The sequence below is a fragment of the Nocardioides carbamazepini genome (genome assembly GCF_024614185.1).
GTDB classification, from domain to species: Bacteria; Actinomycetota; Actinomycetes; order Propionibacteriales; family Nocardioidaceae; genus Nocardioides; species Nocardioides carbamazepini.
In genome coordinates this window covers 423,544-435,980 of the sequence record NZ_JAHTLF010000008.1, presented here as the reverse complement: position 1 = coordinate 435,980, position 12,437 = coordinate 423,544, and the positions used below count along the sequence as shown (strand labels likewise).

Here is a 12,437-nt window from a genome sequence, read left to right as displayed (position 1 = left end):
CCGATGACCTTCGTGGAGGGCCCGGCCCGGGTCCGGGTGCCCGCGACGTCGGCCAACCTCGGCCCCGGCTTCGACACCCTCGGCCTCGCCCTCGACCTGCACGACCGGCTCGAGGCGGAGGTCACCTCCGGAGGGCTCGCCGTCGAGGTGCGCGGGTACGGCGCGGGTCAGGTCCCGCTCGATGACCGGCACCTCGTCGTCCGCGCCATGCGCGCGACCTTCGAGCGTCTCGGCAAGCAGCCGCCGGGTCTGCGGCTGTCCTGCACCAACGTCATCCCACACGCCCGTGGGCTCGGGTCCTCCTCGGCCGCGATCGTGGCCGGGGTGTGGCTGGCCCGCGAGCTCGTCGCCGGCGGTCGGCTGCTGCTCGACGACGCCGCCCTGCTCGACCTGGCCGCCCGGCTCGAGGGTCACCCGGACAACGTCGCCCCCGCGCTGCTGGGCGGCTTCGTCATCTCGGGCCAGGACGCCGACGGCTCCTTCTGGGCGGTCCCCGGCAGCGTCGACCCCCGAGTGGGCGTCGTGGTGTTCGTGCCCACCACCCCGGTCGAGACCGAGGCCGCGCGCGGCCTCCTGCCCGCCGTCGTACCCCATGGCGACGCGGCCGCGAACGCCGGCCGGGCCGCGCTCCTGGTCGCCGCGCTGTCGGGCCACCCCGAGGAGCTGCTGCGGGCGACCGAGGACCGGTTGCACCAGGAGTACCGCCGTCCCGCGATGCCCGAGAGCCTCGCCCTCGTCGAGGACCTGCGGGCGGACGGCGTCCCGGCCGTGGTCTCGGGGGCCGGGCCGACCGTGCTGGCCTTCGCCGACGGCCCCGGCTCGGCCACGACCGAGGCTCTGCTCGCGCGGTGTCCCGAGGGCTGGTCCGGGCGGGCTCTCGCCGTCACCGGGATCGGCGCCGCGCCCGACGACCGCCGGCCGTGACCGCGGACCCTGTGGTGGTACATTGACGCTGCGCCGCAGTTCTCGGCGCCCGGCGAGCATGGCTCGCCCCTCTTCCAGGTCCACACCGGCCGTCCGCCGGACGGACCTTCGCAGAACCAGACCAATGCGCGTTCCGCCCGTCCTCCGGACCCGGAACCCGCGAGATACGTGGGAAGGACTCACGTGACCGAGACCCCCGACTCCACCGCGCCCGCCCCGGCGGCCACCACGGCCCCGAAGAAGCGCACCGGTGGACTCAACGCCATGCTGTTGGCCGATCTCAAGGCGATGGCCAACGGCATGGGCATCGCCGGTGCCGGCTCGATGAGGAAGGCCGCGCTCGTCGACGCGATCAAGGCCGCTCAGGCCGGCGGCACGGCGCGGCGCAGTGCCCCTGCCGCCGACGCCGGGCGGCCGAAGGCTGACGCGCCCAAGGCTGACGCCCCCAAGGCCGACGCCCCCAAGGCCGAGGCGCCGAAGACCGAGGTGCCCAAGGCTGACGCCCCCAAGGCCGACGCGCCGAAGGCTGAGGCGCCCAAGGCTGAGGCGCCCAAGGCCGACGCCCCCAAGGCCCAGACGAAGCCGGACCGGAAGTCCGAGCAGGTCGCGGAGCCGAAGAGCGAGCAGAAGAACGAGCAGCGGAACGAACGGAAGGCCGAGCAGAAGAACGGCCAGCCCAAGGCCGCGCAGCGCCAGAACCGGCAGCAGGACGGCGGGGGCAAGCAGGACGGCAAGCAGGACGGTCCGGGCAAGCAGGACGGCTCGAGCAAGCAGGACGGTCCGAGCAAGCAGGACGGTCCGAGCAGGCAGGACGGTCCGAGCCGGCAGGGCAACCAGCAGCAGAGGCAGCAGGACCAGCCCCGCGCCGAGGTGCCGAAGCCGGACGCGGCCCGCGACCTGGACGACGCGGACGACGACGGCGAGGGAGGCAGCCGGCGCAACCGCCGCCGCCGCGGCCGTGACCGCGATCGGGCCAGCCGCACCGGCCGCGAGCCCGACACCGAGGTCCGCGAGGACGACATCCTGGTGCCGGCCGCCGGCATCCTCGACGTCCTCGACAACTACGCGTTCGTCCGCACCGGTGGCTACCTGGCCGGGCCGGACGACGTCTACCTGTCGCTGTCGATGGTCCGCAAGTACGGCCTGCGCCGCGGCGACGCGATCACCGGTCAGGTCCGGCAGCCCCGCGACGGCGAGCGCCGCGAGAAGTTCAACCCGATGGTCCGCATCGAGACGGTCAACGGCGTCGATCCGGAGCAGGCGAAGAACCGGGTGGAGTTCACCGAGCTCACTCCGGTCTCGCCGACCGAGCGGCTGCGCATGGAGACCGGCTCGGACGACCTGACCGGCCGCCTCATCGACATGGCGGCGCCGGTCGGGAAGGGGCAGCGCGGCCTGATCGTGTCGCCTGCCCGGGCAGGCAAGACGACGCTGCTGCAGTCGATCGCCAACGCGATCACCGCCAACAACCCCGAATGTCACCTCATGGTCGTCCTCGTGGACGAGCGGCCCGAGGAGATCACCGACTTCGAGCGCTCGATCAAGGGCGAGGTCATCGCGAGCACGTTCGACCGGCCCGCGATCGACCACACCACGGTCGCCGAGCTGGCCGTCGAGCGGGCCAAGCGTCTCGTCGAGCTGGGCCACGACGTGGTCATCCTCCTCGACGGTCTGACCCGGCTCGGCCGCGCCTACAACCTGGCGGCTCCCGCCAGCGGCCGGATCCTGTCCGGCGGCGTCGACTCGTCGGCGCTCTTCCCGCCGAAGCGGTTCTTCGGCGCGGCCCGCAACATCGAGAACGGCGGGTCGCTGACCATCCTCGCGACCGCGGTCGTTGACTCCGGCTCGCGGGTGGACGAGGTGATCTTCGAGGAGTTCCGCGGCACCGAGAACCTCGAGCTGCGGCTGCGCAGCGAGTTCGCTGAGAAGCGGCAGTTCCCGGCGATCGACGTGGTCGCCTCCGGCACCCGTCGCGAGGAGCTGCTGCTCGGCAAGGAGGAGCTCGAGATCATCTGGAAGCTCCGCCGCGAGCTGGCCGAGGGCGACCGTGCGGAGGCGCACGCCGCCCTGCTGCAGCGGCTGCGGAGCTCCCGCACCAACTACGAGTTCCTGCTCAAGGTCCAGCGCGACTGAGCGCCGGCCCTCGGGCGCACCGAGCATTTGGGCGGCGTCGTCGCCACCCGTAGAATCGACTGTTGGCTCCGGTTCACGCTGCGCAACCCGCGCTGCGACCCGGACCCGTGAGAGGACACCATGAAGAAGGACATCCACCCCGACTACGTCGTGACCCAGGTGACCTGCACCTGTGGCGCCAGCTTCACGACCCGCAGCACCGCGACCTCCGGCTCGATCCACGCCGACGTGTGCTCGCAGTGCCACCCGTTCTACACCGGCAAGCAGAAGATCCTCGACACCGGCGGCCGCGTCGCCCGCTTCGAGGCCCGCTACGCCAAGAAGACTGCCAGCAAGTAGCTGCCTCCGAGCGCCGGTCCGTCCCCTTCGGGGCTGGACCGGCGTTCGTCATTTGTCCGTGCTTCTTGACTGTTCCCTGCGCTTCTTGACCGCTGCAAAAGCCAGGAAGCGCAGGAATCGCCGCTGAAGCGGTGATTCCTGCACCACCCACACCGAGGAGTCCAGGTGTTCGAAGCCGTCGAGGGCATGCTCGCCGAGCATGCCGAGCTCGAGGTCAGGCTGGCTCTTCCCGAGACCCACGCCGACGCCCGGCTGGCCCGCACCGTCAACCGCCGCTATGCCGAGCTCAACGCGGTGATCGCGACCTGGCGCGAGTGGCAGCGGTACGGCGAGGACGCGGAGGCCGCCCGTGAGCTGGCTGCCGACGACCCGAGCTTCGCTGCCGAGGTCGACACCCTGCTCGCGCAGCGTGAGGAGGCGGCCGAGCAGCTGCGTCGGCTGCTGGTGCCGCGCGATCCGGCCGACGACAAGGACGTCCTGCTCGAGGTGAAGTCGGGGGAGGGCGGCGAGGAGAGCGCCCTGTTCGCCGGCGACCTGCTGCGGATGTACAGCCGCTACGCCGAGCGGCGCGGCTGGAAGACCGAGGTCCTCGACGCGACCGAGTCGGACCTGGGCGGCTACAAGTCGGTGACCGTCGCGGTGAAGGCCACGGGTGCCACGGCGACATCGGGGCCCGGCCAGGCGCCGTACGCGCTGCTGAAGTTCGAGGGCGGCGTCCACCGGGTGCAGCGGGTGCCCGTCACCGAGTCGCAGGGCCGGATCCACACCAGTGCAGCCGGCGTGCTCGTGATGCCCGAGGCCGAGCAGGTCGACGTCGAGGTGAACGAGAACGACCTGCGCATCGACGTCTTCCGGTCCTCCGGCCCTGGCGGCCAGAGTGTCAACACGACCGACTCGGCCGTCCGGATCACCCATCTGCCGACCGGGATCGTGGTCAGCTGCCAGAACGAGAAGTCGCAGCTGCAGAACAAGGAGCAGGCGATGCGCATCCTGCGTGCCCGGCTGCTCCAGGCGGCCCAGGAGGCGGCGGACGCGGAGGCCAGCGACGCCCGGCGCAGCCAGGTCCGCACCGTCGACCGGTCCGAGCGGATCCGCACCTACAACTTCCCGGAGAACCGGATCTCCGACCACCGCACCGGCTACAAGGCCTACAACCTCGACCAGGTCCTCGACGGCGACCTGCAGCCGATCCTCGACTCCTGCGTCGACACCGACATGGCCGCCCGGCTCGCCGCCCTCGAGGACTGAGGATGAGCGCGCCCAGGCAGTTGGTCCGCGATGCCGCCGGCCGACTCGGGGCGGCGGGCGTCGCCAGCCCCGAGCATGACGCCGGTGAGCTGCTCGCGCACGTCCTCGGCACCTCCCGCGGGCAGCTCCACCTGGTCGCCGAGGTCGACCCCGACCACGTCCGCCGGTACGACGACCTGCTGGCCCGCCGGGCAGCCCGGGAGCCCCTGCAGCACCTGTTGGGGGCGGCCTGGTTCCGGCACGTCGAGGTCGCCGTGGGGCCGGGGGTCTTCGTGCCGCGGCCGGAGACCGAGCTGCTGGCCGGCTGGGCGATCGAGCACGCCGGCGCCGTCGCGGCGACGGGGCAGGCCCCGGTCGTCGTCGACCTGTGCACCGGCTCGGGCGTGATCGCCAAGAGCATCGCCGACGAGGTGCCCCAGGCGCGGGTGTTCGCCGTCGAGCTCGACCCGCCCGCGCATGCCTGGGCCGAGCGCAACCTGGCCGGGACGGGCGTCGAGCTGCGGCTCGGTGACCTCGCCACCGCGTTCGACGAGCTGGCGGGCGAGGTCGACGTCCTGGTGAGCAACCCGCCCTACGTCCCGCTCGAGGCGTGGGAGTCGGTGGCCGTCGAGGCCCGTGACCACGACCCCCACCTGGCCCTGTTCTCCGGCGACGACGGCCTCGACGCGATCCGGGTGATCGCGCGCCGTGGCCTGGTGCTGCTCAAGCCCGGTGGCGTCGTCGGCGTCGAGCACGCCGACGTGCAGGGCGTGTCCGCGCCCGCGGTGTTCAGCGGCGGCGCTCGGTGGGAGGAGGTCCGCGACCACCGTGACCTCGCCGGGCGCCCACGGTTCACCACGGCACGCCGCCCGCGCTCCGAGCACGACACGGTGGGAGGATGGACGGCGTGAGTGCCGAGCGGTTCCCGACCGAGACCGACGAGGAGCGCGAGGCCGCGCTGGACGCGGCCGGCCGTGCCGTCCGCCTGGGCCGCCTGGTCGTGCTCCCCACCGACACCGTCTACGGCGTCGGTGCCGACGCCTTCGACCCCGACGCCGTGGCCCGGCTGCTGGCCGCGAAGGGACGGGGCCGGGAGATGCCGCCTCCGGTGCTCGTCGGCACGAAGGGCACGCTCGAGGCGCTCGCGACCCGGGTGCCGCCGTACGTCGCCCCGCTGGTGGAGCGGTTCTGGCCGGGCGCGCTGACCATCGTGTGCCACCAGCAGCCGTCGCTGCAGTGGGACCTGGGGGAGACCCGGGGCACCGTCGCCGTCCGGATGCCCGATCACGAGGTGGCCCGTGCGCTGTTGGACCGCACCGGTCCCCTCGCGGTGAGCTCCGCCAATCTCTCCGGCAGGCCGCCCGCCCTCGACGCGGACGCCGCGATGGAGATGCTGGGAGAGGCGGTCGCGGTCGTCGTCGACGCGGGCACCTCGCCCGGCGGGGTGGCCTCCACCATCCTCGACGCCACGACCGACCGGCCCCGGCTGCTGCGGCTCGGTGCGATCCCGGTCGCCGACCTCGACGCCGCGCTGGCCGAGCTCGGCGTGACCGTCGAGGTGGAGCCCGAGGCCGAAGGGGAGCCGGAGGAGGGGGCCGGGCCCGCCGATGCGTGAGTACCTCGTCGTCTTCCTCGTTGCCGCGATCGTCACCCACCTGCTGACGGTCGTCGCCCGGGAGATCGCGATCCGCACCGGTGCGGTCGCGAAGGTCCGCGACCGCGACGTCCACGCCGAGCCGATCCCCTACCTCGGCGGCATCGCCATGCTGGGGGGCCTGTGGGCGGCCTATGTCGTCGCCCAGCAGCTGCCGTTCCTGAGCACCCGCAACCCGTTCGCGAGCGATGCTCTGCCGGTGCTGGTGGCAGGCACGCTGGTCTGCGCGGTCGGCGTCGTCGACGACATCCTGGATCTGGACGCGCTGACCAAGTTCGGCGGCCAGGTGCTCGCCGTGGGTGTGCTCGTGTACGCCGGCATCCAGTTCAAGTACTTCTACCAGTCGACCGGCGAGGTCTTCTCCCTCGATCCCAGCCAGGGCGCCCTGCTCACGGCCTTCGTCGTCCTCGCGACCGTCAACGCCGTCAACTTCATCGATGGGCTCGACGGTCTCGCCGCGGGCGTGATCGGCATCAGCGCCGCGGCGTTCTTCCTGTTCTGCTACGCGCTGGCCTATCTCAACGACCTCACCCTGGCCACGACCGGCGCCATGCTGGCGGCGGCGCTGACCGGTGCCTGCGCGGGCTTCCTGATCCACAACTTCCACCCCGCCCGGCTGTTCATGGGCGACAGCGGGTCGATGCTGATCGGGCTGGTCCTGTCGGCCACGGCGATCACCATCACGACCCAGTTCCCCCCGGGCGACCTGGTCGAGGGCGCTGACGGCGCCCGGGCGAGCCTGCTGCCCGTCTTCCTCCCCTTCGCGCTGCCGATCCTGATCCTGATCGTGCCGCTGGCCGACCTCGTCCTGGCCGTGGTGCGACGGACGAGGGCCGGTCGTTCGCCGTTCGCGCCGGACAAGCAGCATCTGCACCATCGCCTGCTCGAGATCGGCCACTCGCACCGCCGGGCGGTGATCATCATGTGGATGTGGGCGGGGTTGATCGCCTTCGGCGTCGTCCTGGCCAGCGTGTTCACCGGACCCGTGGTGTGGGCCGGCCTCGGCGTCAGCCTGCTGGTGACGGTCGCCCTGACCTTCGCGCTGCCCCACGTGCACGACCCCAACGAGACAGCGCACGAGACAGCGGGCGAGGTGTCGGACGAGGCGTCGGACGAGGCTGTCGTCACCCCCGATGCGGAGCCTTCCGGGACTTTGTGATAACTTTCACGAACTCCCGGAGTACGCCTCCGGGGACCGCCCACGCACCCGAGCAGGACGGCCGCCGACGATGACGACCGAAGCCCGAACACCCCCCGTGGTGATGCGCGCGGCCGTCGTCTCTGTGCTCGGCGCGGTCGTGCTCGTGGTGGTGGGTGCCGTCGCCGGCGGCTCCTCGGCCGCCGGTGGCGCCGCCGTCGGGGGAGTGATCGCGGTCGGAGTGCTCGCCTTCGGAGCCTTCGCCGTCGATGCGGTCTCCCGACTGATGCCCACGGCCGCGCTGCTGTTCGCGATGGTCACCTACACCTTCCAGGTCGTGGCCATGGCGCTGGTCTTCGTCGCGCTCAACGAGTCCGGTCTGCTGGACGACGCGCTCGACAGCATGTGGGTCGGCATCGCCATCATCTTCGGCGTCTTCGTGTGGATGACGGTGCAGATCGTGCTGGCCACGACGGCCCGGATCCCGGCCTTCGAGCCCCGTCCGACCGCCCCGGCAGAGGGCGGTGCGCGATGACCCGAGCCGACTGCTATTGTCCGGGTCGCAATGAGTCAGCCCGAGGAGAAGCCCCAGGGCGACCCGTGGCATGCGTTCGGCTACGTCGTGGCCGGGGTCGGGTGCTACGGCTTCCTCGGTTGGCTCGCGGATCGCTGGCTGGGCACCACGTTCCTCGTTGCAGTGGGCATCCTCGTGGGTGCCGCGCTGGGGATCTACATGACTGCCAGGCGGTTCCGCACGATGCCACCCGGCTCACCAGTTTCGCCCGACAGCCCCAAGCCCGACAGTTCCGACGAGCAGTGACCGCAGAGGAGACCTGGTGACCATCGCAGCCAGCGCCACCATCGCCGCCGAGGGTGGGGAGGGGTACCACGCCCCGGGCCCGAGCCTTTTCGAGCTTCCCGGCATCGCCGGCAGCGATGTGACCAAGCCGATGGTGCTGCTCTTCCTGGCCGCGTTGCTCGTGTTCGGCTTCTACTACATGGCCTCGCGCAAGCGGGCGCTGGTGCCGGGCAAGCTGCAGTTCGCCGGTGAGGAGGCCTACGGCTTCGTCCGCAACAGCGTGGCCCGCGACATCATCGGCGGCCACGACTTCCAGAAGTTCGTGCCCTACCTGGTCACGGTCTTCTCCTTCATCCTGGTCAACAACCTGTTCGGCACGATCCCGTTCATCCAGTTCCCGACCTTCAGCCGGGCCGGCATGGCCTATGCGCTGGCAGGACTCTCCTGGCTGGTCTACAACGGGGTCGGCGTGCACAAGCACGGCCTGGTCGGCTACCTCAAGCTGCAGAGCGTCCCGTCCGGCGTCAGCCCGGCGATGTACCCGCTGCTGGTCCCGCTGGAGTTCTTCTCCAACATCCTGGTCCGCCCGGTCACGCTGGCCCTGCGTCTGTTCTGCAACCTGTTCGCCGGTCACATCCTGCTCGCGCTGTTCTCGACCGGCGGTCTCTACCTCATCCAGCACGTCGGAGGGATCGGCTACGTCGCCGGCCCGCTGGCCTGGGTGCTCGCGATCCTGGTCGGCTTCCTGGAGATCCTCGTCCAGGTGCTGCAGGCCTACGTGTTCGTCCTGCTCAACGCCATGTACATCCAGGGCGCGCTCGCCGACGAGCACTGACGCACCCGCTTCACCTCAACCCCCACAGTTCTCACACGAGAAAACAACCCGAAAGGAAAGTAGCCATGGGTGGCTCTCTCAACATGATCGGTTACGGCCTGGCCGCCATCGGCCCGGGTATCGGCATCGGTCTCATCTTCGCCGCGTACATCAACGGCGTTGCCCGCCAGCCCGAGGCGCAGAGCCGCCTCCAGTCGATCGCGATCCTCGGCTTCGCGCTCGCCGAGGCGCTCGCCATCATCGGCATCGCCCTGGCGTTCGTCCTCAAGGCCAGCAACACCTGAGCCTTACCGGCCGCCTCCGTTCCCACGAGATCTAGGTCAGGTCCATGAAGTCACTTTTGGTGATCGCCGCCGCTGAGGGCGAGGAGCACAACCCGCTCCTCCCCGAGTGGATCGAGGTCGTGCTCGCCCTCGTGGTGTTCGCGATCCTGTTCTTCCTCATCAAGAAGTTCGTCGCCCCGAACTTCGAGAAGACGTTCGCCGAGCGTTCCGCGGCGATCGAGGGCGGTATCGCCGCGGCTGCGACCAAGCAGGCCGAGGCGGACGCCAAGCTGGCCGAGCTCGAGCAGCAGCTCGCCGACGCCCGTCACGAAGCCGCGCGCATCCGTGAGGAGGCGCGTGAGCAGGGTGCCGCGATCGTGGCCGAGATGCGGGAGCAGGCCCAGGCCGAGTCCACGCGCATCCTCGAGCACGGCAAGGCTCAGATCGAGGCCGAGCGCCAGCAGGCGGTCACCTCGCTGCGGGCCGAGGTCGGCACCCTCGCGACCGGCCTCGCCGGCCGGATCGTCGGTGAGTCGCTCGAGGACGACGCGCGTCAGGCGCGGGTCATCGAGCGGTTCCTCGCGGACCTCGAGACGGCCGACGCCTCCGACGCGGGCAAGGACGCCTGATGGTGTCCTTCCGCGGCGGCTCCGCCGACGCCATGGCCGCCCTCACCGACCTGGTCGGTGGGGTGGCCGAGGCGTCCGCCTCGGCGGTGGCCGGCGACCTGTTCGGTGCGGCCCGCACGGTGCGCTCCGAGGCGTCACTGCGCCGTGTCGTCACCGACCAGTCGGTGCCGGCCCAGGCCCGCGCGGGCCTGGTCGGCGACCTCTTCACGGGCAAGGTCGACGCGGCCACGCTCGGCCTGCTGCGAGACGCGGCCGGCCGGCGCTGGACCCGCACGCGCGACCTCGCCGACGCGCTGGAGCAGCTCGGCGTCGTCGCGGCCGTCCGCTCCGTCGGCCTCCAGGCCGGGACGCTGGTCGACGAGCTGTTCGAGGTGCGCCAGCTGGTCACCGGCAACAGCGACCTGCGCAACGCGCTCTCCGACCCGGTGCGCTCCGTCGCCGACAAGGGCGCCCTCATCGACACCCTGCTCGCGGGCAAGGTGCTGCCGACGACGGTGCAGCTGGTCAAGCAGGCCGTGTCCGGCTCCTACCGGACCGTCGTCGCGGCGCTCGAGGACTACGAGCGCACCGCCGCGCAGGTGCAGGGGGAGCGGGTGGCCACCGTTCACGTCGCCCGCCCGCTCGCCGCCGCCGACCAGCAGCGCCTCGCCTCCGCACTGACGCGCCAGTACGGCCGTCCGGTGCATCTCAACATCGTCGTCGACGCCGACGTGCTCGGCGGTGTCCGGGTCGAGATCGGCGATGACGTCATCGACGGCACCGTCCTCAGCCGCCTGGACGACGCCCGCCGCAAGATCGCCGGCTGACCGGCACCCCACCAGACACCCACGCAGCAGAGAAGAGAGAAGGCACAGAGATGACGGAGCTGTCCATCCGTCCGGACGAGATCCGCGACGCCCTCGCCAAGTACGTCGCGGACTTCCAGCCCGCGGCCGCCAGCAAGGAAGAGGTCGGCACCGTCGCCTCCGCCGGCGACGGCATCGCCCGCATCAGCGGTCTTCCCTCGGCGATGGCCAACGAGCTCCTCGAGTTCGAGGACGGCACGCTGGGCCTCGCGCTGAACCTCGAGGACCGCGAGATCGGTGTCGTCATCCTCGGTGACTTCGACAAGATCGAGGAGGGCCAGACGGTCCGCCGGACCGGTGAGATCCTCTCGGTCCCCATCGGCGAGGGCTACCTCGGCCGCGTGGTCGACCCGCTCGGCAAGCCGATCGACGGCCTCGGCGAGATCGCCACCGAGGGCCGCCGCGCCCTCGAGCTCCAGGCCCCGGGCGTGATGGCCCGCAAGTCGGTCCACGAGCCGCTGGCCACCGGCATCAAGGCCATCGACTCGATGACCCCGATCGGCCGTGGCCAGCGTCAGCTGATCATCGGCGACCGCGCGACCGGCAAGACCACGATCGCGATCGACACGATCATCAACCAGAAGCAGAACTGGGAGTCGGGCGACCCGACCAAGCAGGTCCGCTGCATCTACGTCGCCATCGGCCAGAAGGGCTCCACCATCGCCTCCGTGCGCGGTGCCCTCGAGGAGGCCGGCGCGCTGGAGTACACCACGATCGTCGCCGCTCCGGCGTCCGACAGCGCGGGCTTCAAGTACCTCGCCCCCTACACCGGCTCGGCTATCGGCCAGCACTGGATGTACGACGGCAAGCACGTCCTCATCGTGTTCGACGACCTGACCAAGCAGGCCGAGGCCTACCGTGCCGTGTCGCTCCTGCTGCGCCGCCCGCCGGGCCGTGAGGCCTACCCGGGCGACGTCTTCTACCTGCACTCCCGCCTGCTGGAGCGCTGCGCGAAGCTCTCAGACGAGCTCGGCGCCGGCTCGATGACGGGTCTGCCGATCATCGAGACCAAGGCCAACGACGTCTCGGCGTTCATCCCGACCAACGTCATCTCGATCACCGACGGCCAGATCTTCCTGCAGTCGGACCTGTTCGCGGCCAACCAGCGCCCGGCCATCGACGTCGGCATCTCGGTCTCCCGCGTCGGTGGCGCGGCGATGACCAAGGCGATGAAGGCTGTCACCGGCTCGCTCAAGGTCGACCTCGCGCAGTACCGCGCGATGGAGGCGTTCGCCATGTTCGCCTCCGACCTCGACGCCGCGTCGAAGCAGCAGCTGGCCCGCGGCCAGCGGCTGATGGCGCTGCTCAAGCAGCCGGCCTACTCGCCGTACCCGCTGGCGGACATGACCGTCTCGCTGTGGCTCGGCACGTCCGGTCGCCTCGACGTGCTGGCGACCGAGGACGTGCTGCGCTTCGAGCGCGAGTTCCTCGACTTCCTGCACCGCTCGCACGACGGCATCCTGGCCGCGATCCGCGAGACGCAGAAGTTCGAGGACGAGGACGGGCTCGTCGCGGCGTACGACTCCTTCCTGGGCCAGTTCGAGACCTCCGAGGGAGGCAGCATCAAGGTCGGGCACGAGCCCGAGGCCGGGGCGCTCGCCGACGACGAGCTCGAGCAGGAGCAGATCGTCAAGCAGAAGCGGGGCTGACA

The 12,437-nt window shown here is 71.2% G+C and carries 14 protein-coding genes; all 14 read left to right on the top strand.

Translation table 11 applies throughout. The annotated features are described in order from the left end of the window. Positions 1 to 3 precede the first annotated feature (3 nt). The 14 genes from thrB (at position 4) to atpA (ending at position 12,435) form a co-directional block, all read left to right on the top strand. Positions 4 to 924 carry a homoserine kinase gene (thrB, locus tag KVF89_RS04655; protein ID WP_257423789.1) on the top strand — a complete coding sequence of 307 codons (921 nt, stop codon included), beginning with the start codon at positions 4 to 6 and terminating at the stop codon, positions 922 to 924. Between the two features lie 183 nt (positions 925 to 1,107). After that, positions 1,108 to 3,057: a transcription termination factor Rho gene (rho, locus tag KVF89_RS04650; RefSeq protein ID WP_308212701.1), complete on the top strand. Its 1,950-nt coding sequence runs from the start codon at positions 1,108 to 1,110 to the stop codon at positions 3,055 to 3,057. Positions 3,058 to 3,177: 120 nt separating this feature from the next. Continuing rightward, a complete protein-coding gene (rpmE, locus tag KVF89_RS04645; RefSeq protein WP_257423788.1) occupies positions 3,178 to 3,396 on the top strand; it encodes a 50S ribosomal protein L31 in 219 nt (72 codons plus the stop codon). A 165-nt stretch (positions 3,397 to 3,561) separates the two neighbouring features. Further along, on the top strand, positions 3,562 to 4,644 hold the full coding sequence (gene prfA / locus KVF89_RS04640; protein WP_257423787.1) for a peptide chain release factor 1: 1,083 nt from the start codon (positions 3,562 to 3,564) through the stop codon (positions 4,642 to 4,644). A gap of 2 nt (positions 4,645 to 4,646) precedes the next feature. Beyond that, positions 4,647 to 5,534: a peptide chain release factor N(5)-glutamine methyltransferase gene (gene prmC, locus KVF89_RS04635; RefSeq protein WP_257423785.1), complete on the top strand. Its 888-nt coding sequence runs from the start codon at positions 4,647 to 4,649 to the stop codon at positions 5,532 to 5,534. Then, positions 5,531 to 6,238: an L-threonylcarbamoyladenylate synthase gene (locus tag KVF89_RS04630; RefSeq protein ID WP_257423783.1), complete on the top strand. Its 708-nt coding sequence runs from the start codon at positions 5,531 to 5,533 to the stop codon at positions 6,236 to 6,238. The genes prmC and KVF89_RS04630 overlap by 4 nt, the downstream gene beginning before the upstream one ends. Beyond that, complete coding sequence (locus KVF89_RS04625; RefSeq protein WP_257423781.1) at positions 6,231 to 7,436, top strand: glycosyltransferase family 4 protein; 1,206 nt, start codon at positions 6,231 to 6,233, stop codon at positions 7,434 to 7,436. Before KVF89_RS04630 ends, KVF89_RS04625 begins: the two co-directional genes overlap by 8 nt. Before the next feature lie 70 nt (positions 7,437 to 7,506). Continuing rightward, positions 7,507 to 7,950, top strand: coding sequence for a hypothetical protein (locus tag KVF89_RS04620; RefSeq protein WP_257423780.1), 444 nt, complete (start codon positions 7,507 to 7,509; stop codon positions 7,948 to 7,950). Positions 7,951 to 7,980: 30 nt separating this feature from the next. After that, positions 7,981 to 8,235: an AtpZ/AtpI family protein gene (locus KVF89_RS04615; RefSeq protein ID WP_257423779.1), complete on the top strand. Its 255-nt coding sequence runs from the start codon at positions 7,981 to 7,983 to the stop codon at positions 8,233 to 8,235. Between the two features lie 16 nt (positions 8,236 to 8,251). Then, positions 8,252 to 9,049: a F0F1 ATP synthase subunit A gene (gene atpB, locus KVF89_RS04610; RefSeq protein WP_257423777.1), complete on the top strand. Its 798-nt coding sequence runs from the start codon at positions 8,252 to 8,254 to the stop codon at positions 9,047 to 9,049. A gap of 65 nt (positions 9,050 to 9,114) precedes the next feature. Continuing rightward, positions 9,115 to 9,333, top strand: a complete 219-nt coding sequence (gene atpE / locus KVF89_RS04605) for an ATP synthase F0 subunit C (protein ID WP_036542107.1) — start codon at positions 9,115 to 9,117, stop codon at positions 9,331 to 9,333. 44 nt (positions 9,334 to 9,377) lie between these two features. After that, positions 9,378 to 9,941: a F0F1 ATP synthase subunit B gene (locus KVF89_RS04600; protein WP_257423773.1), complete on the top strand. Its 564-nt coding sequence runs from the start codon at positions 9,378 to 9,380 to the stop codon at positions 9,939 to 9,941. Beyond that, on the top strand, positions 9,941 to 10,747 hold the full coding sequence (locus KVF89_RS04595) for a F0F1 ATP synthase subunit delta (RefSeq protein ID WP_257423771.1): 807 nt from the start codon (positions 9,941 to 9,943) through the stop codon (positions 10,745 to 10,747). Before KVF89_RS04600 ends, KVF89_RS04595 begins: the two co-directional genes overlap by 1 nt. A 50-nt stretch (positions 10,748 to 10,797) precedes the next feature. Then, complete coding sequence (gene atpA / locus KVF89_RS04590) at positions 10,798 to 12,435, top strand: F0F1 ATP synthase subunit alpha (RefSeq protein ID WP_257423769.1); 1,638 nt, start codon at positions 10,798 to 10,800, stop codon at positions 12,433 to 12,435. Positions 12,436 to 12,437 lie beyond the last annotated feature (2 nt).